Origin of the sequence: Bradyrhizobium sp. 44 (genome assembly GCF_023073095.1) — a bacterium.
GTDB lineage: Bacteria > Pseudomonadota > Alphaproteobacteria > Rhizobiales > Xanthobacteraceae > Bradyrhizobium.
Genome location: NZ_JADPIY010000004.1, coordinates 250,808 through 269,432, shown reverse-complemented (window position 1 = coordinate 269,432; position 18,625 = coordinate 250,808). Strand labels below are relative to the sequence as shown.

The window sequence follows — 18,625 nt, the reverse complement described above, 5'->3', positions numbered from 1 at the left end:
GACGCAAACGGCTCGGTTAAGGGCGATCGATGGGCACGCTGCTTGATTTCGTGGACGTGGATATTCAACCGCTCGATGCGCTCGCCCCGCGCGAGCGCATTTTGAAGACGGCGTCAGATCTGTTTTACCGGTTCAGCATCAACTCTGTCGGAATCGACCGGATCATCGCCGAAAGCGGCGTGGCCAAGATGACGTTCTACAAGCACTTTCCCTCGAAGGCCGACCTCATCGCCACCTACCTGCGCTACAAGAGCGCCGTCTGGTTTCAGATGCTTTCGACCTCCACCGAGCGAGCCGGTCTCACGCCAGTGGAGCGCGTTCTCGCTGTTTTCGACGCACTCGAACGACCGCTCCTTGCGCCCTCATTCCGCGGCTGTCCGTTCGCGAAAGGAATGGCCGAATTCGGCCCGGAGGCAAACTCCCCGGGCGTAGAGGCGACCATCGCAGCGTATTTTACAAAGTTGCACGGCTTCGTAGCGTCACTCATTGAGCCCTTGGCACTGAGCAAACCCGAAAGGGCCGTGATCCAGATCCTATCGCTGTTCGAAGGCTCGCTCGTGATCGCACAGTCAACGCGTGATTCCGCCATCGTCCAGGCTAACCGCGAGGCAGCCAGAGTGTTGCTGGAAAACGGGATCGCCTCGTCGTCCTGATCCGTAGCCCTTGCGAAACCCATCATGCTTCGTCATCGGCGGACGGTTTGATGGGTTTCGCTGGCGCTCTACTCATCCCACGCGCTCAAGCTAAGCGCCGTCTGAATGCGCTTGGTACAGCCAAAATTTGCAATCTTGGTACTGGTTTCATGACCAGGCGCGCGCATCTAGCTGCTAGTACCGCGACCGAAGCGAACCCGATCGGCGGTCTCAATACAAACCGGTCAATGCAGACAGCGCAGATCGCGGACACTTCCACACTGCCCGGCAGTTTGTAGATAGCCTTTGTGCTTACGCTGCCAGCAAGAGTTGCATCAAGAGACCATGACCGAGGAGGTAATCCCATGAAGGCGATCGTTGTAACGGAACGGGCCGCGGGAACGGCCGGGATGAAGCTGGTGGACCGGCCCGAGCCGCAGGCATCGATAAACGACGTCATTGTTCGGGTTCATGCGTCGGGATTTGTTCCGACCGAGTTGACGTGGCCCTCGACCTGGACAGATCGCCTCGAGCGTGACCGAACGCCGTCGATCCCTGGGCATGAGTTGGCTGGAGTGGTTACCGCTCTCGGATATGGCACTACGGGGTTGTCGGTAGGACAGCGGGTGTTTGGCCTCGCGGACTGGTATCGCGACGGCACGCTTGCCGAGTATGTGGCGATCGAGGCACGCAATCTCGCGCCGCTCCCGGGCGACGTCGACTTCACGGTGGGCGCAAGCCTGCCGGTCTCGGGCCTAACCGCGTGGCAAGGGCTGTTCCAGCATGGCCGTCTCCAGGCGGGGCAGAGCGTCCTCGCACACGGCGCGGCCGGCGCAGTCGGGTCGATGGTGACGCAACTCGCACGAGAGGCCGGCGCCTACGTCATCGGCTCTGGACGCGCCGCCGACCGTCAGACAGTGCTCGACTTCGGCGCGGAGGAGTTCGTCGACCTCGACAACGACACCCTGAAGGACGTGGGCAAAGTCGATCTGGTGTTCGATGTCATCGGCGGTGACATCCAGAAGCGATCCGCAGCACTGATCCGAGCTGGAGGAACACTGGTGACGATCGTGGGGCCGGCCGAGACGCGGCCCTCTGATGGCCTGGCGGTCGACTTCGTCGTCGAGTCCGATCGTGCCCAACTGAGTGAGATCGTCCAGCGGGTGCGGGACGGACGATTGCGGACAAACATCGGCAACATCTCGATCTTCGACGATGCGGTCACCGCCTTAAACCCGACCAGGCGACGCAAGGGGAATACGATCATTCGCGTTCGTCCCTGAGGGAGCATGCCCATTGATGCACGCAGCGTGCAGGATGGGCTGAGCCCTTGCGAACCCATCATGTTTCGTCATTGGCGGACAGTTTGATGGGTTTCGCTCACGCTCTAGCCCATCCTACGAGCTTAGTTGGTCCTCAAGCTCCCGGATGTGCTTCGCGGTCCGCATTAAACGTGATCACCACTCCGATCTCGGGACAATAGTGACGCTTACCAGTGGTGATGGTGCCGCCAGCCATAGTGATGGCCTCGGCCTCTGCCCCAGCCGTAATGATGACCACGGCCGCCGCGATGACCCCAGCCGTGGCCACCGCCATGTCCGTGGCCGCCCTTGACCTCGATGGTGTCAGTCTGAGACGCGCCCAGTGCGTCCGGCTTGGCAACGGGCATCGCCGAAGCAGAGGGTGAGGGTATTAGAGCAACTGACCCCGCCACAAAGCCGATCAAACAAAGCCACTTCATGCAATCGCCTCCCGATAAGAATGAACCAAGGGCCAGCCGCGGCACATTGCGGCCGCGTTCGCGCCCGCTCGTCAACAATGAAGGCGGGAAAAAGTTGCAATGAAACGTGACGCATTGCGGTTTCGCTGGCGCTCTACCCATCCCACGACCCGAGCAAGCGCCTCGTCCTTCGAGACGACCGCTTCGCGGTCTCCTCAGGATAAGGCTGAGCTGCGTCGGGATTTGTTGCAGGTGCAGCCACGTGTTCCGCCCTCATCCTGAGGGCCCGCCAACGGCGGGCGTCTCGAAGGATGTGCCGCGGGGACGCTTACGACTCCCCTAGGCCGGCACGATCACCTTGCCGATCGGCCAGAGCGCGATGCCCGCGAGCTTGAGGTGGGCCCAAGCGAAGGGAATGCCGATGATGGTGATCGCGAGGGCCAGGGCGGTGAGGAGGTGGCCGAGCGCCAGCCACCAGCCGGCCAGCACGAACCAGATGATGTTGCCGATCACCCCGAGCGGGCCGGTGCCGATATCTTCGACACCGGTGACCTCATAGCGGTTGACCGCCCGCGAGCCGAACGGCATCAGCGTGTAGACCGCAATGTTGAACGCGGCCCGCGCCCAGGGCAGGCCGACGATGGTGATCGCCATGATGACCGCGGCGACCAGCCAGCCGAGCGCCATCCAGGCGCCGCCGATGAGAATCCAGAGCAGGTTGAGCAGGATGGAAACGGGAGCCATGGGATGATCCGCGAGACGATGATCCCGTCTATATAGGCTCGGAATCCGTCCCTGCCAGGATGGTATCGACGCACGCAAAGCGCAGATCGACCGCTAGATCTTCCGCCCCGCCTGCTCCCAATAGGGATCGCGCAGGCGGCGCTTGAAGATCTTGCCGGAATCTTCGCGCGGCAGCCCGGTGCGGATCTCGATGTGTTTTGGCACCTTGTAGTCGGCGAGCGACGCCTTCAGTCGCGCGCGGATATCGCCGGCGTTGAGCGCGATGCCCGGCTGCGGCTCGACCACGGCCATCAGCGCTTCTCCGAACTCGGCATCGGGGATGCCGAACACCGCGCAATCATGCACGCCGGGCACCGCGTGCAGAACCGACTCGATCTCGGCCGGGTAAATGTTGACGCCGCCCGAGATCACCATGTCGCGCTTGCGATCGCAGATGAAGACGTAGCCCTCTTCATCGATATAGCCGACGTCGCCCGAGGTGATGAAGCCGTCGCGATCGATCTCGGCGCGCTTCTCCGGCTTGTTGTGGTAGGTGAAATCGGCCATCCCGGCCATGCGCGAATAGATCTCGCCGATCTCGCCCACGCCCAGCACGCGTCCGTCATCGCCGATGAAGCGTAGCTCGGCGCCGGGCGATATTTTGCCGACGGTGCCGGGCTTCCTCAGCGCGTCCTCGGAGGTCGCGAAGGTGACGGCGCTGGATTCGGTCGAGCCGTAGAATTCGTAGATCACCGGCCCCCACCATTCGATCATGGCGCGCTTGACGTCCGCCGGACAGGGTGCTGCGGCATGGATGATATGGCGGAGCGAGGAGACGTCGTATTGCTTGCGCACCTCCTCCGGCAGCTTCATCAGGCGGATGAACATGGTCGGCACCATGAAGATGGTGTCGATCTTGTAGCGCTCGATCAGCTCGAGAAATTCCTCGGGCTCGAACCGGGGCATCAGCACCAGTGCGCCGCCGAGTTTTCCCGCGCGAATGCCGAACGAGTTCGGCGCGGAGTGATAGAGCGGGCCCGGCAGGATCGTGCGGGCGCCGGGCTTGAGCCCGTAGATCATCGCGCGCATGCGCTCGCCGGCAGCCGCCTGCTCCGGCGTCGGCGCGTTGCGCCGTACGCCCTTGGGGTGGCCTGTCGTGCCCGAGGTGTAGATCATGTTCATGGGCTGCGGCACGACCGGGCCGTCATAGGGCTGGTGCTCTACGAGCCAGGATTCGAAATCGATCGCGAAGTCCGGCGTCTTCAGATGATCGGGATCGATCTTGTAGCTGGACAGGATCTCCGGCGGCGTCGGCACGCTGAGCACGGTGACGCCTTTCGGGATCGCGTCGCGCAGAGCATGCAGCATGTCGGCATGGCCAATCAGCACGGACGTGCCGGTGTCGTTCAGGATGTAGGTGATCTCCTCAGGCTTGAAGTGCCAGTTGATCGGCACGCCATAGGCGCCCAGCCGCATCGCTGCATAGGCAGCCTCGATGAAGGCGATGTCGTTGCGCATCAGGATGCAGACGCAATCGCCCTGCCTGACGCCGATTTGGCTGAGGCCGGCGGCGATGCGGTCGGCGCGATCAGCGACCTCGGCATGGGAGCGGCTGCGCTCGCCGGAGACTATGCCCAGGAAATTTGAGGTTTCGCTCATTTGTTTTTCTTTGTTATTTAGCGACGATGTCCGTTACTCGTTATCACCGGGCTTGTCCCGGTGATCCACGTTCTTGCGTTGTCGCCTTGGGCCAAGAACGTGGATGGCCGGGACAAGCCCGGTCATGACGGAGAAAGTCGCTAATCCGCAAACTTCGGCGCGCGCTTCTCCAGATTGGCACGCACCGCTTCGGTCTGGTTGGCGCTGCCGATCAACTTCTGCTGCTCGACGGACTCGGCGAGTAGCGCGGGGCCCGGATCGACCGAGAGATTGTTGAGCATGCGTTTCGCGGCGCGGATCGCATCGGGGCTTTTTCCCGCGATCTCGCGCGCGACGTCGAGGGCGCTCGCGCGCGGGTCGTCGCAGATGCGCGTGGCGAGACCGTAAGCCATCGCCTCCTGCGCGGAGAAGATGCGGCCGGTGTAGGTGAGATCGCGCAGAATGTCATCGCGCACGAGCGAGGCCAGGATCGGCGTGCCCGCCATGTCGGGCACCAAGCCCCATTTTATTTCCATCACCGACATCCGCGCATCCGGGGTGAGGAAGCGCATGTCGGCGCCGAGCGCGAGCTGGAAGCCGCCGCCGAAGGCGACGCCCTGGATCGCCGCGATCACGGGGACCGGAAGCTGGCGCCAGCCCCACACCGCCTGTTGCGCGAAATTCGCCTGACCGTGCGTGCGTTTGGTGAGGTCGCGATTTTCGCCACCCGGAATTCCGTTGCCGCCCTTCTCTTTCATGGCGGCAAAACGCTTCATGTCGAGACCGGCGCAGAAGGCCCGGCCCTCGCCGGACAGCACGACGACGCGCACGCCTTTTTCCTTCGAAAGCCGATCGGTTGCAGCGACAAGGGCCTCGAACATGGCGTGATCCAGCGCATTCATCTTGTCCGCGCGCACCAGGCGCACGTCGGCGACGCCTTGCGAGATCGAGATCGAGACGCGCTCTTCCATGGATGATTCTCCCCTGGTTCCCGGCTGTTCTTGTTCGGTGCCGCTTTACAGGACGACGGCGGCCGGATTTAGTCAATCGATCAATTAACCGACAATCACTGCGGGGGAAACAGCCATGTTCAAGGAAAATCTTCTGGCGGGACGGCGCATCCTCGTGACCGGCGGCGGCACCGGGCTCGGCAAGTCGATGGCGGCGCGCTTTCTCCAGCTCGGCGCCGAAGTGCACATCTGCGGCCGGCGCAAGATCGTCTGCGACGAGACCGCGACCGAGCTGATGGCCGAGTATGGCGGCCGCGTCACGAGCCACGGCGTCGACATCCGCAACGCGCTCGCGGTCGAGGAGATGATCGAGACCATCTTTCGCGACGGGCCCCTCACCGACCTCATCAACAACGCCGCCGGGAATTTCATCTCGCGCAGCGAGGAGCTGTCGCCTCGCGGCTTCGACGCGGTCGCCAACATTGTCATGCACGGTACGTTCTACGTGACGCATGCGGTCGGCAAGCGCTGGATCGCGTTGAAGCAGCCCGGCAACGTCGTCTCGATCACCACGACCTGGGTGCGCAACGGCTCGCCTTACGTGGTGCCGTCGGCGATGAGCAAGTCCGCGATCCATGCGATGACGATGTCGCTCGCCACCGAATGGGGCCGCTATGGCATCCGGCTGAACACGATCGCGCCGGGCGAGATCCCGACCGAGGGCATGAGCAAGCGCATCAAGCCGGGCGACGAAGCCGGCGCGCGCACCAAGGCGATGAACCCGATGGGCCGCGTCGGCACCATGGAGGAATTGCAGAACGTCGCCGTGTTCCTGATCTCCGGCGGCTGCGACTGGATCTCCGGCGAGACCATCGCCATGGACGGCGCGCAGGCGCTCGCCATGGGCGGCAATTTCTACCAGCTCCGCGACTGGAGCGACGACGACTGGAAAACCGCGCGCGAGAGCATCATGGCGCAGAACGAGAAGGATCGTGCGAAGCGGGGGTAATTGCTGTCGTCCCGGCGAAGGCCGGGACCCATACACACCAAATCTTGTTTGGCGAAGATTGGTCATGGCCAGTCTTCGCCAAATTGCGTTTGATGGTTATGGGTCCCGGCCTTCGCCGGGACGACAATGTTTGAAGCCATGGCGTACCTTCCCCCGTCTTGTCTTCCCCTGCGGATGACGCCACACTCCGACATAAGAACAAGACGATATGGGAGAAACATGACCACACAGCCATTGGCCAATCTCGCCGACACGGTGCGCGAGCGCGCGACGAGCCGCGGCAACGCGATCGCCTTCGAGTTCGAGGGGCGCGCCACCAGCTTTGCCGAATTCGACGTCAAGACGAATAAAGTGGCCAATGCGCTGATCGCGATGGGCGTGAGACGCGGCGAGCGCATCGCCTATCTCGGCAAGAACAGCGACATCTATTTCGAGCTGCTGCTGGGCGCCATGAAGGCCGGCGTGGTGATGGCGCCGGTGAACTGGCGGCTCGCGGGCCCGGAGGTCGCCTTCATCGTTGGCGACTGCAAGGCGCCCGTGCTGTTCGTGGGACCTGAGTTCATCACCCAGGTCCGCCAGATCAAAGACCAGTTGCCGGGCGTGCGCAGCGTCATCACCACCGAAGGCGGCGCGCCGGAATGGCCTGACTTTGCGGCGTGGCGCAATGCACAGAGTGGCGATGATCCCAAGGTGCCGATCGATACGAAGGACATCGCGATTCAGCTCTATACGTCGGGTACGACAGGCAAGCCGAAGGGCGCGATGCTGTCGCATGCGAACTTCCTCAACCTCGTGCAAACCGGCAATGCCGAGGACAAGCCCGAGTGGAACCGGTGGTCGACCGACGATGTGTCGCTGGTCGCGATGCCGATCTTCCATATCGGCGGCTCCGGCTGGGGCGTGATGGGGCTCTATCACGGCGCCCGCGGCGTGATCGCGCGCGAGTTCGATCCGACAAAAGTGCTGGATTTTTTCGAACAGTCCGGCATCACAAAACTGTTCATGGTGCCCGCCGCGATGCAGTTCGTGGTGCGGCAGCCGCGCGCTAGGACTGTCGATTTCTCGCGATTGAAATACATGCTGTACGGCGCCTCCCCCATTCCGGCAGCGCTGCTGAAGGAATGCATCGAGATCTTCAAATGCGGCTTCGTGCAGATGTACGGCATGACCGAGACCACCGGCACCATCGTCGCGCTGCCGCCGGAGGATCATATCGAGGGGCTGGAGCGGATGCGCTCGGCCGGCAAGGCGCTGCCGGGTGTCGAGATCGCGATCCTCGATGTCGACGGCAAGCCGCTGCCGCCGCGCGAGGTCGGCGAGATCGCGACACGCTCGGGCTCCAACATGGCAGGCTACTGGAACCTGCCGGAAGCGACCGCCACGACGCTACGCGGCGACGGCTGGCTGCGCACGGGTGATGCCGGCTACATGGACGAGGACGGCTATCTCTATATCCACGACCGCATCAAGGACATGATCATCTCCGGCGGCGAGAACATCTACCCGGCCGAGGTCGAGAGCGCGCTATGCGATCATCCCGACGTTGCGGAAGCTGCCGTGATCGGCATACCCGACGACAAATGGGGCGAGGCGGTGAAGGCCGTGGTGGTGATGAAGCCCGGCAAGCAAGCGACCGCCATTGACATCATCAACTTCACCCGCGAGCGCATCGCCGGGTTCAAGACGCCGAAGAGCGTGGAGTTCCTGCCGGCATTGCCGCGGAATCCGTCGGGCAAGATCTTGCGGCGGCAGTTGAGGGAGCCGTATTGGGCGGGGAAGAACCGGCGGGTCAATTAGGCTCGCTTTGAGAAGCGATCGTCGGGAGCTCCGCCCAAGGCGACATCTCTGGATTGCTTCGCTTCGCTCGCAATGACGGTGTGGAGGCAGATGCGCGCCTCTCTCCTCCGTCATTGCGAGGAGCCCTTGCGACGAAGCAATCCAGACTGTCTCTTGGAAAGACTTTGGATCGCTCCGCTCGCGACAATCCTCTAATGCTTCCCCGGCCCCATATAACCGAACAAAAATCCCGCCACTTTGCGGATCTGGATCTCCTCGCTGCCCTCGGTGATGCGATAGCGGCGGTGGTGGCGGTAGATGTGCTCGAACGGCTTGTGGCGTGAGTAGCCCATGCCGCCGTGGACCTGCATGGCGCGGTCGGCGGATTCGCAACAGAGGCGGTTTGCCCAGTAGTTGCACATCGAGACGCGGTCGGAGAGCGTGCGCTCGATCTGCTCCTCGGTGAGCTTGTCCATTTCCCAGGCGGTCTTGCGGATCAACAGGCGCAGCATCTCGGCCTGGGTCGCAAGCTCGACCAGCGGGAACTGGATCGCCTGGTTCTCGGCCAGCGCCTTGCCGAACGGTTTTCGCTCGCGCGCATACTTCACGCTCTCGTTGATGCAATAAACAGCCGCGCCGAGCGAACTCGCCGCCTGCCGGATGCGGTTCTGGTGGACGAAGCACTGTGCCAGCGACAGGCCGCGGCCGACCTCGCCGAACAGCGCGTCCTCCGGTACGAACACGTCGGTGAAGCTGACGCGGGGATGATCGGTCGGCATGTTGAAGGTCCACATGTACTCTTCGATCTTCACGCCATGGCTCTTGGCCGGCACCAGGAAGCAGGTGATACCGCGCGCGTCGCCGTCATTGCCTGACGTCCGCGCGAACAGCGCGCAGTGGGTGGCGACGTGCATGCCGGTGGTCCACATCTTCTCGCCGTTGATGATCCAGCCCTTGACGTTGTCGTGGGTCGCCGGCACCGCGCGCGTTTCCATGTGGGTGGCGTCGGAGCCATGATTTGGCTCGGTCAGGCCGAAGGTGATGCGGTACTTGCCCTTGATGGAGCCATCGATCATCGCCTTCTGGTCGTCGCGCCCATAGCGATCCAGCATGGTCGCGACAGGGAAATTGCCAACGATGGAGTGCTCGTTCTGGAGATCGTTGTGCAGACCGAGCCCCTTGGCTGCAAAGTGCTCGCGGATGACGGCCATCCAGAGGTTGGAGCCATCCTTGCCGCCATATTGCTTCGGCACCGGAAAGCGCAGATGGCCGGCGGCGTCCGCGAGATCCTTGGCCTTGCGCAGCAGCGCTTCCCATTCGTGGCGTGGCAGCCCGCCATTCTCGAAATCGGTGCGCGCCCATTCGCGGCGATGATCGAAGAAGCGGATGTTGTCGTCGGCTTCCTCCAGCGGCTTGATCTCGCGTTCGATGAAACGGTCGAGCTCTGCGAGATAGGCGACGAGATCGGCAGGCAATGAGAAATCCACGGCTCTCTCTCCCGGGTGTCTTTTCGTTTTGTGTTAAGGCGCTGGGCGCAGCTTTACTTCGCACGATTAAGGTGAGAAGAGCGCCGCCAAGTCAAGCAATGCGAGGCGTGTGAGAGGCGCAAGGCGCGCCCGCGCAATTCGATGGTGTTGAAACGCGCCTGCGCGCTAGTATGGCCGCAATATTCCTTCACGAGAAAATGCGGAGCGACCATGGAGCTGAAGTTCTCAAAGGTGGAATGCAAGGGGCCGATCACGATCGTCACACTGTCGCGGCCCGAGGTCTACAACGCGCTGCACACCGACGCGCATTTCGAGCTGCAAAAGGTATTTGACGATTTCTCCGCCGATCCCGAGCAGTGGATCGCGGTCGTCACCGGTAGCGGCGACAAGGCGTTCTGCGCCGGCAACGATCTGAAGTGGCAGGCGGCCGGCGGCAAGCGCGGCTGGGACAAGGGTGGCTTTGCCGGCCTCACCGCGCGCTTCGACTGCGACAAGCCGATCATTGCCGCGGTCAACGGCGTCGCCATGGGCGGCGGTTTCGAGATCGCGTTGGCCTGCGACCTCATCATTGCCTCGGAGAACGCGACCTTCGCCCTGCCCGAGCCGCGCGTTGGGCTGGCCGCGCTTGCCGGAGGCCTGCACCGGCTGCCGCGCCAGATCGGGTTGAAGCGCGCCATGGGCATGATCCTCACCGCGCGCCATGTCAGCGCCAAGGAGGGCCACGAGCTCGGCTTCGTCAACGAGGTGGTGCCGCAGGGCGAGGCGCTCACGGCCGCGCTGCGCTGGGCCGAGATGATCACCAAGAATTCGCCGATGTCGATCCGCGCCTCGAAGCAGGCGATCCAGAAGGGCCTCGGCGTGTCGCTGGAGCAGGCGATCGAGGAGCAGCGGGAATATCCGGCGGTGAAGGCGATGGTGGCCTCGCAGGACTACATCGAGGGCCCGAAGGCGTTTGCGGAGAAGCGACCTCCGAAATGGGTGGGGAAGTAGGGCGGTCTCTCTCCGCCCGTCACGACTCAACACCACCGGCGTCATGCCCCGGCTTGACCGGGGCATCCAGTACGCCGCGGCTTCTCAGCCCAATCACTGCCGTCTCTGGAATACTGGATTGCCCGCCTTCGCGGGCGATGACCGCGGAGAATTAGGCGCCGCTTACCCGTCTCGCCCCAACTCGCGCTTGTACGATGCATAACTCGGCTGGTCGACGGCAAGTTTGTCCATCGTCGTCTGCCACAGATGCTCGGCGAGGCCCGGCGTTGCCAGATCGACCTCGCCTTTGGCGATGCGCTCGGCGAGCGCGCGGTTCAGGTCCGTGACCGAGCCGTCCATGCCGAGCAACCCGCGCAGCCGCGCCACCTCCGCAGCATCGCTCCCCTCCTCCCGCGTCAACTGCCGTGTCACGAGATCGAGGATGTTGATGGCGACGCGCAGCTTGAAGGCCTGGTGGCCGGAGATCAGCGGCGTGATGTCGTTGCGGAGGAAATCGGCGACTGACTTGGTCAGCTCGATCGGGATCGGCTCGTCCTGCATGGTCAACTCCCCCGCGGCGCGAGCAGCCGCAACAGATCGATCTCGGTCTCGGAAGCGCGACGGCCGATCATGGCGCGTTCCATCGAATGGTCCGGACTTTCGCGAAAGCGCTGCATCATGCCGCCGCACATGATGCCCCAGCGCAGCGTGCCCATCACTTCCCAGAATTTGACACGCGATGGATCGACCTTCCGCCCAGCCGCCTCATAGCCGGCGAACAGCTCCTCACGCGAGCCAAAGCCGCCGACCGGCTTGTCGATCTCGCCAAAGCGCCAGGAGTTGACGCAGACCCAGCCGAGATCCTCCATGGGATCGCCGAGATGGGCGAGCTCCCAGTCCAGCACCGCACGCACGCCGTCGGCACCGATGATGAGATTGCCGTTGCGGAAATCGCCATGCACCAGCGTCGTCTCGCCGGCGGGACCCGGGTCCTGGTCGCGCAGCCAGCGCAGCGCCAATTCGAACACCGGCTTTGGCCAGTCCAGGCTGCGATAATCGCGTTCGAACTCGCCGATCTCCTGGGTCGCGGACCGGCTGCGCAGCTTGGGCAATTTGTCGCCTGATAGCCCGTGCAGCTTCGCGAGCACGCCGCCGATCTGCCGTGCGAGAAGCGGCCGCGCCGCGGCGAACTCGTCGTCGCGCAGGATCTTGCGCGCGATGGTTTCTCCCTCGACGCGCTGCATGATGAAGCCGGTGCCGAGATCGTCGTCCGGCGTCAGCACATGCATCACGCGCGGCGACGGCACGCCGGCCTCATAGGCGAGCTTCATCAGTTGCGCTTCGGCGGCAAGACCCGCCGCGCGCGTCGGCGCCGCGCCATAGCCTTTCGGCGAGCGGCGCAAGATCGCACCGATCGGCCCGTCGGGATGCACGATGTCGAAGCGCCAGGTCTCCTGGCTGGCGCCGCCGGACAGCTTGGCCGCGCCGGTCACGCCGGTCGCCCCCTTGCACCAGCGCGCAACGCTGCGGGAGAGCTCGGGCTCGATCATTTGCCCTTGAACTGCGCAGGGCGCTTCTCCAGGAACGCGCCGACGCCTTCGCGGAAATCATCCGTGTCGCCGGCGCGGAGCTGGCATTGGAATTCGAGATTGAGCTGATCCTCGAAGGAATTTTCCGGGCTGTCCCAATAGAGCTTGCGGATCAGCGACAGCGCGACCGTCGGGCCGCTGGCGAGGTCGCGCGCGAGCTTCATCGCCTCCTCCATCAGCACGCCGTCATCATAGACGCGGTTGACGAGGCCCCATTCCAGCGCCTTCTCGGCGGGAAGCCGCTCGCCCATCAGCGACAATTCGATCGAGCGTGCCTTGCCGATCAGCCGCGGCAAGAGCCAGGTCGAGCCGCAATCCGGCACGAGGCCGATACGGCGGAAGGCTTGCAGGAAATAGGACGAGCGCGCGCATAAAATCATGTCGCCGAGCAGCGCGAAGCTCATGCCGGCACCGGCCGCCGGGCCGTTGACCGCAGTCACGATCGGGCAATGCAGATTGCGGATGCGGCGCAGGAAGGGATGAAAACCGGTCTCGAGCGTCAGGCCGGCCTTGGTCTTCTTCGACTGGTTATTGCGGCCCTGCAGATTGGCGCCGGTGCAGAACGCCCGTCCCGCGCCGGTGAGCACGACGCAGCGCACCTCGTCCTTCTTTTCCTCGATCGCGTCGAGCGCTTCCGCGAGACCGCCCAGCATGTCGACGGAGACCGCGTTCATCACCTCCTGATGATCGAGCTTGAGGATCGCGACCGAACCATCGAGATCGAGCGTGACGTGTTTGAACTGCATGGTTTCCTCGTGAGTTGCGGCCTGCACCAGTTTCGCAGACCGGAATTGCTTTTGCCGGGGCGCATATTTGATTTTTGGCGCGGTCTTGTCCATGGTGATCGGAGCATAGCAAGCAATCTTGCGCGCAGCGGCTGATGCGCGCCAAGCAAAAACAGGAAACGCGCCATGAACCTTTTCGACCTTTCAGGACGGGTCGCCGTGATCACCGGCGGCAATGGCGGGATCGGACTCGGCATCGCGCAGGCGCTCGCCGGCCAGGGCTGCAACGTCTCGATCTGGGGCCGCAATCCTGACAAGAACAGCAGCGCTGCCGCGAGCCTGGCGGGCTTGCCCGGCAAGGTCGACGCGCGGGTCTGCGACGTCACCGACCCGGCCTCGGTCAATGCCGCTATGAAGGCCACGCTGGACACATTCGGCCGCGTCGACGGCTGCTTCGCCAATGCCGGCATCGGCGGCGGCGGCCGGCGCTCCTTCATCGAACGCACCGAAGAGGAATGGCGCACAATGTTTGCGACCAATCTCGACGGCGTGTTCCACGCGTTCCAGACGGCCGCAAAACACATGACCCAGCGCGCCGAGGCGGGCGATCCCTTCGGCCGGCTGGTGGCGACCTCGAGCCTCGCCTCGATCTTCGGCACCGCCCGCAACGAGCACTACGCGGCGACCAAGGCCGCGATCAACGCGCTGGTCCGCGCGCTCGGCGTCGAGCTAGCGCGCCACGGCGTCACCGCGAATGCGATCCTGCCCGGCTGGATCAAGAGCGACATGACGTCGGGCCTGATGGCTAACGAAAAATTCGTGGCCAACGTGATGCCGCGAATTCCGGTGCGGCGCTTCGGCGAGGCCAGCGATTTCGGCGGCATCGCGGTGTATCTGATGAGCAAGGCGTCGTCGTACCACACGGCGGATACGTTCGTGATCGACGGCGGTTATACGGCGTTTTGATTTTCATAATGAGGGGAACGAGCACATGTTTTCACACGTCATGATCGGCACCAACGACCTCGACAAGGCCAAGGGCTTTTACGACAATTTGCTGTCCACGCTCGAGGTGCGGCCGGCGCGCGTCGACGGCCATCGCATCTTCTACATCACCAAGACCGGCGTGTTCTCGGTCACAAAGCCGATCAACGGCGAAGCGGCGACGCCTGCGAATGGCGGCACCATCGGCTTTGCCGCCAACTCGCCGGAGCAGGTCAATGCATGGCATACGGCCGGCATCGCTGCCGGCGGCATTCCCTGCGAAGATCCTCCCGGCATCCGCCAGGGCCCCGGCGTCAACCTCTATATCGCGTATTTGCGCGACCTCGACGGCAACAAGATCTGCGCGATGCATCGGATGGCGAACTGAGCCAGCCGCAACGACCGCTGTCATGCCCCGGCTTGACCGGGGCATCCAGTACGCCGCGGCTTCTCGATAGATCACATACGCCTCGGAGTACTGGATCGCCCGATCAAGTCGGGCGATGACAGCGAGAATGCCGCCCATTCAAACAACATTTCAAACGCCCTCGCGATATTCCATCGCATGGCATGGCTCGCGTTGAAAAATGCGCGCTCGCACTTTGGCGACGCTGCGACTATTCTCGCGTCCAACACGATCTCAGCGCCCCCGGGAGGAACAATGACAAAACACACCTATATTCCCCGCACCACCAACTACACCCTCAATCCCGGCGACGAGCTCAACGACCTCAGGATGTCGGACCAGGTCCGGCCGCTCTATGATCACGTCAGGAAGTTCATCCGCGACACCGTCGAGCCGATGTCGATCGAGTTCGCCAAGGCCGGCGAAGGCAAGGAGGACCGCTGGAGCTTCACCCCAAAGCAGCTCGAGGTGCTGGAGAAGGCCAAGAACAAGGCCAAGCAGGAAGGCCTCTGGAACTTCTTCCTGCCCGACGACGAGACCGGCCAGGGCCTGAAGAATCTCGACTACGCCTATATCGCCTCCGAGCTCGGCAAGAGCCCGCTGGCCTCGGAGAGCATGAACTGCTCGGCGCCTGATACCGGCAACATGGAGGTGCTGGAGCGCGTCGGCACCAAGGAGCAGAAGGAGAAGTGGCTGAAGCCGCTGATGAACGGCGAGATCCGCTCGGCCTATGTCATGACCGAGCCGAACGTCGCCTCCTCCGATGCCAAGAACATCTCGACGAGTGCAAAGCTCGTCGGCGACGAATGGGTCATCAACGGCGAGAAGTATTACATTTCCGGCGTCGGCGATCCCCGCTGCAAGATCCTCATCGTGATGGTGAAGACCAATCCGGATGCGGCGCCGAGCAAGCAGCAGTCGCAGATCCTGGTGCCGCGTGACACGCCCGGCGTCGAGGTGCTCGGCCCCATGTACGTGTTCGGCCAGGACCACGCGCCGCGCGGCCATATGCATATGCGCTTCAACAATGTGCGCGTGCCCAAGGAGAACATTCTGCTCGGCGAAGGCCGCGGCTTCGAGATCTCGCAGCTTCGGCTGGGCCCGGGCCGCATCCATCACTGCATGCGCACCATCGGCAAGGCGGAGAAGGCGCTCGATTTGATGGTGCAGCGTGGCCTCACCCGCGAAGCATTCGGCAAGAAGATCGCCCATCTCGGCGGCAACATGCAGATCATCGCGCAGGCGCGCTGCGAGATCGAGGCGATGCGGCTGATGGTGCTGAAGGCCGCCAAGGCCATGGACGTGCTCGGCAACAAGGAGGCCCGCGTCTGGGTCTCCATGGTCAAGGCCATGGTGCCGGAGCGAGCTTGCAAGATCATCGACCAGTCGATCCAGATGCACGGCGCCACCGGCATCTCGCACTGGACCCCGCTCGCCGAAATGTACCAGGATGTCCGCCATCTGCGCTTCGCGGATGGTCCGGACGAGGTGCACTGGATGGTGGTGGGACGCCACGAGTTGAGCATGGCGTGAGCGCTACCTCTTCCCGCTCGGGAAGAGCCGTGGGGTGGGCAAAGGTGCGCTCTTCGCGCGCCGTGCCCACCATCGTATCGCAAGAAGTGGTGGGCACGGTTCGCTTTGCCCACCCTACGACATCTGCGAATAGCTTCACGCAGGCTTCGCTGCCTCGATCTTGTCCTGCGTCCTGGTCTCGAAATCGCCGGCATCATGCCGCTCGTGGAGCTGGCTGGCGGGATCGCCGGAGACGCGGTTGACCATGCGGCCGCGCTTGACGGCCGGGCGCTTGGCGATCTGGTCGGTCCAGCGCTGCACGTGCTTGTAGTCCTGCACCGAGAGGAATTCGCCGGCGCCATAGACCAGCCCCTTGGCGAGCGCGCCGTACCAGGGCCATACCGCCATGTCGGCGATGGTGTATTCGCTGCCGGCGAGATATTCGTTGTCGGCGAGCCGGCGGTCGAGCACGTCGAGCTGGCGCTTGGTCTCCATTGCGAAACGGTCGATGGCATATTCGATCTTGGTCGGCGCGTAGGCGTAGAAATGGCCGAAGCCACCGCCGAGATAGGGCGCGCTGCCCATCTGCCAGAACAGCCACGACATCGCCTCGGTGCGGCTCTTGATGTCCTTCGGCAGGAACGCGCCGAACTTTTCCGCGAGGTAGAAGAGGATGGAGCCGGACTCGAACACCCGGATCGGCTCCGGGCCGGAGCGGTCCATCAGCGCCGGGATCTTGGAATTCGGATTGATGTCGACAAAACCGCTGCCGAACTGGTCGCCGTTGCTGATCTTGATGAGCCAGGCGTCGTACTCCGCGCCCATGTGGCCGAGCGCCAGAAGCTCCTCCAGCATGACCGTGACCTTCACCCCGTTCGGCGTCGCCAGCGAATAGAGCTGGAAGGGATGCTTGCCGACCGGCAGCTCCTTGTCATGGGTGGGACCGGCAATGGGACGGTTGATGCTGGCGAACTGTCCGCCGTTTTCCTTGTTCCAGGTCCAGACATTCGGCGGCACGTAGGCGGGGGCGTCGGTCATGAGAGGGCTCCGGCGAAAAAGATGCGCCTGCATTAATTAGCCCACGGACGGCCGATGGCAAGCCCTGCCGGCCCTGCGTCCGGCGCGGGCCTCGAGGCCGCGTCATGCATCCGACGTTGCCGAGGACGGGCATCACGAGAATCCGCATCTGTCGAGCCGGGCGTACGGCTTCGCGCAATACGGCGTGTGCACGCAAGATGCGCTGCCAAATCCGGATTGGCATTGCGCAAGACGATGGTCTAGCGTCGATGAGCCTTCGCTCAAGATTGCAATGACAGCAACGCGAGGCCGCCGGAGGGAACGATGAAATCGCCGATCTGCGACATGCTGGGCATCGATTTCCCCCTGCTCGCCTTCAGCCATTGCCGCGATGTCGTCGCCGCCGTCAGCCGCGCCGGCGGATTTGGCGTGTTAGGTGCGACCGTGCACACGCCGGATACGCTGGAGCGCGAGCTGAGATGGATCGACGATCACGTCGACGGCAAGCCCTACGGCATCGATGTGCTGATCCCCGAAAACATCTCGACTGCGGGCGAGAAGGACGTCACCTGGAAGAGCCTTGAAGCACGCGTGCCGCAGGCGCATCGCGACTACACACGCGATCTCCTGAAGGGATACGACATCGAACTCACGACCACCGAGGTCGCCGACAACCAGCCGCAGCCGTTCGATGGCAGGACCGCGTTGGAGCTGCTGGAGGTCTCGTTCAAGCACCCGATCCGCCTGATCGCCAATGCCTTGGGCGTGCCGCCGAAGGCCATGATCGAGATGGGCAGGAAGCACGGCGTGCCGGTCGCGGCGCTGGTCGGGGCCAAGGAGCACGCGCTGCGCCAGGTCGCGGCCGGCGTCGATATCCTCGTGGTCCAGGGCACCGAGGCCGGCGGCCATTGCGGCGAGGTCTCGACCATGGTGCTGGTGCCGGAGGTGATCAAGGCGATCAAGAATATCCGCGACGTGCCGGTGCTGGCGGCCGGCGGCATCATGACCGGACGGCAGATGGCGGCCTGCATGGCGATGGGCGCGGCCGGCGCCTGGACCGGCTCGGTGTGGCTTGCCACCGTCGAGGCCGAGACCACGGAGATCTTTCGCGAGAAGATGATCGCGGCATCGTCGCGCGATGCGGTGCGCTCGAAGGGCCGCACCGGAAAGCCGGCGCGGCAGCTTCGTTCGGTCTGGACCGACGCCTGGGACCGCGCAGCCGAGAGCCCCGGCGCATTGCCGATGCCGCTGCAAAGCATCGTCAGCCGCGACGCCTTCAAGGCGATCGACCGCGCGGCGGCGGGCGGCAACGCGAAGGCCCGCGATCTCGTCAGCTATTTCGTCGGCCAGGGCGTCGGGCTGATCGACAGCGTGAAATCGGCCGGCGCGGTGGTGCAGGAATTCAAGGAAGATTTTGCCGAAGCCGTCGAGCACATGAATGCGCTGGTGGCGGAGTGATTGCCACGCACCGTCATTGCGAGCGCAGCG

18 protein-coding genes are annotated in these 18,625 nt (G+C 63.7%); 9 read left to right on the top strand and 9 right to left on the bottom strand.

Going from position 1 to position 18,625, the window contains the following annotated elements:
- The first annotated feature begins 29 nt into the window (after positions 1–29).
- Together IVB41_RS01260 and IVB41_RS01255 are read left to right on the top strand one after the other, a co-directional pair.
- A complete protein-coding gene (locus tag IVB41_RS01260; protein WP_247425983.1) occupies positions 30–653 on the top strand; it encodes a TetR/AcrR family transcriptional regulator in 624 nt (207 codons plus the stop codon).
- A gap of 344 nt (positions 654–997) precedes the next feature.
- On the top strand, positions 998–1,915 hold the full coding sequence (locus IVB41_RS01255) for an NADP-dependent oxidoreductase (RefSeq protein ID WP_247425981.1): 918 nt from the start codon (positions 998–1,000) through the stop codon (positions 1,913–1,915).
- Between the two features lie 133 nt (positions 1,916–2,048).
- Here IVB41_RS01255 and IVB41_RS01250 read toward each other — a convergent pair whose 3' ends face one another.
- The 4 genes from IVB41_RS01250 to IVB41_RS01235 form a co-directional block, all read right to left on the bottom strand.
- Positions 2,049–2,228, bottom strand: coding sequence for a hypothetical protein (locus IVB41_RS01250; protein ID WP_027568964.1), 180 nt, complete (start codon positions 2,226–2,228; stop codon positions 2,049–2,051).
- A 463-nt stretch (positions 2,229–2,691) separates the two neighbouring features.
- Complete coding sequence (locus IVB41_RS01245; protein ID WP_027568963.1) at positions 2,692–3,096, bottom strand: YccF domain-containing protein; 405 nt, start codon at positions 3,094–3,096, stop codon at positions 2,692–2,694.
- A 93-nt stretch (positions 3,097–3,189) separates the two neighbouring features.
- Positions 3,190–4,734, bottom strand: coding sequence for an acyl-CoA synthetase (locus tag IVB41_RS01240; RefSeq protein WP_247425979.1), 1,545 nt, complete (start codon positions 4,732–4,734; stop codon positions 3,190–3,192).
- A gap of 140 nt (positions 4,735–4,874) precedes the next feature.
- Complete coding sequence (locus IVB41_RS01235) at positions 4,875–5,684, bottom strand: crotonase/enoyl-CoA hydratase family protein (protein WP_247425977.1); 810 nt, start codon at positions 5,682–5,684, stop codon at positions 4,875–4,877.
- Positions 5,685–5,799: 115 nt separating this feature from the next.
- On the opposite strand from IVB41_RS01235, the gene IVB41_RS01230 reads away from it, so the two are divergent.
- Together IVB41_RS01230 and IVB41_RS01225 are read left to right on the top strand one after the other, a co-directional pair.
- A complete protein-coding gene (locus tag IVB41_RS01230; protein WP_027568960.1) occupies positions 5,800–6,672 on the top strand; it encodes an SDR family oxidoreductase in 873 nt (290 codons plus the stop codon).
- A 219-nt stretch (positions 6,673–6,891) separates the two neighbouring features.
- Positions 6,892–8,469, top strand: a complete 1,578-nt coding sequence (locus tag IVB41_RS01225; RefSeq protein ID WP_247425976.1) for a fatty acid--CoA ligase — start codon at positions 6,892–6,894, stop codon at positions 8,467–8,469.
- 191 nt (positions 8,470–8,660) lie between these two features.
- Here IVB41_RS01225 and IVB41_RS01220 read toward each other — a convergent pair whose 3' ends face one another.
- Positions 8,661–9,935: an acyl-CoA dehydrogenase family protein gene (locus IVB41_RS01220; RefSeq protein WP_247425974.1), complete on the bottom strand. Its 1,275-nt coding sequence runs from the start codon at positions 9,933–9,935 to the stop codon at positions 8,661–8,663.
- A 210-nt stretch (positions 9,936–10,145) separates the two neighbouring features.
- Here IVB41_RS01220 and IVB41_RS01215 point away from each other — a divergent pair, with 210 nt between their 5' ends.
- On the top strand, positions 10,146–10,925 hold the full coding sequence (locus IVB41_RS01215) for an enoyl-CoA hydratase-related protein (protein WP_247425972.1): 780 nt from the start codon (positions 10,146–10,148) through the stop codon (positions 10,923–10,925).
- Positions 10,926–11,087: 162 nt separating this feature from the next.
- On the opposite strand, the gene IVB41_RS01210 is transcribed toward IVB41_RS01215, so the two are convergent.
- Genes IVB41_RS01210 through IVB41_RS01200 form a run of 3 tightly spaced genes read right to left on the bottom strand, consistent with a single transcriptional unit; the run spans position 11,088 to position 13,239 of the window.
- Positions 11,088–11,465, bottom strand: coding sequence for a DUF6285 domain-containing protein (locus tag IVB41_RS01210; protein WP_247425970.1), 378 nt, complete (start codon positions 11,463–11,465; stop codon positions 11,088–11,090).
- A gap of 2 nt (positions 11,466–11,467) precedes the next feature.
- On the bottom strand, positions 11,468–12,454 hold the full coding sequence (locus IVB41_RS01205; protein WP_247425968.1) for a phosphotransferase family protein: 987 nt from the start codon (positions 12,452–12,454) through the stop codon (positions 11,468–11,470).
- Complete coding sequence (locus IVB41_RS01200; RefSeq protein ID WP_027568954.1) at positions 12,451–13,239, bottom strand: enoyl-CoA hydratase/isomerase; 789 nt, start codon at positions 13,237–13,239, stop codon at positions 12,451–12,453. Before IVB41_RS01200 ends, IVB41_RS01205 begins: the two co-directional genes overlap by 4 nt.
- Before the next feature lie 165 nt (positions 13,240–13,404).
- Between IVB41_RS01200 and IVB41_RS01195 the strand changes: the two genes are divergently transcribed.
- The 3 genes from IVB41_RS01195 to IVB41_RS01185 all read left to right on the top strand — a co-directional run bounded on the left by IVB41_RS01195 (position 13,405) and on the right by IVB41_RS01185 (position 16,141).
- Complete coding sequence (locus IVB41_RS01195) at positions 13,405–14,184, top strand: SDR family NAD(P)-dependent oxidoreductase (protein ID WP_027568953.1); 780 nt, start codon at positions 13,405–13,407, stop codon at positions 14,182–14,184.
- Positions 14,185–14,209: 25 nt separating this feature from the next.
- Positions 14,210–14,590, top strand: a complete 381-nt coding sequence (locus IVB41_RS01190; protein WP_247399420.1) for a VOC family protein — start codon at positions 14,210–14,212, stop codon at positions 14,588–14,590.
- A gap of 273 nt (positions 14,591–14,863) precedes the next feature.
- The gene (locus tag IVB41_RS01185) at positions 14,864–16,141 is read left to right on the top strand and encodes an acyl-CoA dehydrogenase family protein (RefSeq protein ID WP_027516797.1); all 1,278 of its coding nucleotides are present in this window, start codon (positions 14,864–14,866) and stop codon (positions 16,139–16,141) included.
- A gap of 135 nt (positions 16,142–16,276) precedes the next feature.
- Here the strand turns inward: IVB41_RS01185 and yghU are convergent, their stop codons facing one another.
- Complete coding sequence (gene yghU / locus IVB41_RS01180) at positions 16,277–17,158, bottom strand: glutathione-dependent disulfide-bond oxidoreductase (protein ID WP_247425966.1); 882 nt, start codon at positions 17,156–17,158, stop codon at positions 16,277–16,279.
- Between the two features lie 303 nt (positions 17,159–17,461).
- On the opposite strand from yghU, the gene IVB41_RS01175 reads away from it, so the two are divergent.
- Entirely contained in the window at positions 17,462–18,595 is a 1,134-nt protein-coding gene (locus IVB41_RS01175; RefSeq protein ID WP_247425964.1) for a nitronate monooxygenase, read from the top strand.
- Positions 18,596–18,625: the final 30 nt, after the last annotated feature.

Bases quoted from the DNA above. Each gene is read 5' to 3' on its own strand.
- IVB41_RS01260 (WP_247425983.1), top strand. From the start codon at position 30: ATGGGCACGCTGCTTGATTTCGTGGACGTGGATATTCAACCGCTCGAT.
- IVB41_RS01255 (WP_247425981.1), top strand. From the start codon at position 998: ATGAAGGCGATCGTTGTAACGGAACGGGCCGCGGGAACGGCCGGGATG.
- IVB41_RS01250 (WP_027568964.1), bottom strand. From the start codon at position 2,228: ATGGCGGTGGCCACGGCTGGGGTCATCGCGGCGGCCGTGGTCATCATT.
- IVB41_RS01245 (WP_027568963.1), bottom strand. From the start codon at position 3,096: ATGGCTCCCGTTTCCATCCTGCTCAACCTGCTCTGGATTCTCATCGGC.
- IVB41_RS01240 (WP_247425979.1), bottom strand. From the start codon at position 4,734: ATGAGCGAAACCTCAAATTTCCTGGGCATAGTCTCCGGCGAGCGCAGC.
- IVB41_RS01235 (WP_247425977.1), bottom strand. From the start codon at position 5,684: ATGGAAGAGCGCGTCTCGATCTCGATCTCGCAAGGCGTCGCCGACGTG.
- IVB41_RS01230 (WP_027568960.1), top strand. From the start codon at position 5,800: ATGTTCAAGGAAAATCTTCTGGCGGGACGGCGCATCCTCGTGACCGGC.
- IVB41_RS01225 (WP_247425976.1), top strand. From the start codon at position 6,892: ATGACCACACAGCCATTGGCCAATCTCGCCGACACGGTGCGCGAGCGC.
- IVB41_RS01215 (WP_247425972.1), top strand. From the start codon at position 10,146: ATGGAGCTGAAGTTCTCAAAGGTGGAATGCAAGGGGCCGATCACGATC.
- IVB41_RS01210 (WP_247425970.1), bottom strand. From the start codon at position 11,465: ATGCAGGACGAGCCGATCCCGATCGAGCTGACCAAGTCAGTCGCCGAT.
- IVB41_RS01205 (WP_247425968.1), bottom strand. From the start codon at position 12,454: ATGATCGAGCCCGAGCTCTCCCGCAGCGTTGCGCGCTGGTGCAAGGGG.
- IVB41_RS01200 (WP_027568954.1), bottom strand. From the start codon at position 13,239: ATGCAGTTCAAACACGTCACGCTCGATCTCGATGGTTCGGTCGCGATC.
- IVB41_RS01195 (WP_027568953.1), top strand. From the start codon at position 13,405: ATGAACCTTTTCGACCTTTCAGGACGGGTCGCCGTGATCACCGGCGGC.
- IVB41_RS01190 (WP_247399420.1), top strand. From the start codon at position 14,210: ATGTTTTCACACGTCATGATCGGCACCAACGACCTCGACAAGGCCAAG.
- IVB41_RS01185 (WP_027516797.1), top strand. From the start codon at position 14,864: ATGACAAAACACACCTATATTCCCCGCACCACCAACTACACCCTCAAT.
- yghU (WP_247425966.1), bottom strand. From the start codon at position 17,158: ATGACCGACGCCCCCGCCTACGTGCCGCCGAATGTCTGGACCTGGAAC.
- IVB41_RS01175 (WP_247425964.1), top strand. From the start codon at position 17,462: ATGAAATCGCCGATCTGCGACATGCTGGGCATCGATTTCCCCCTGCTC.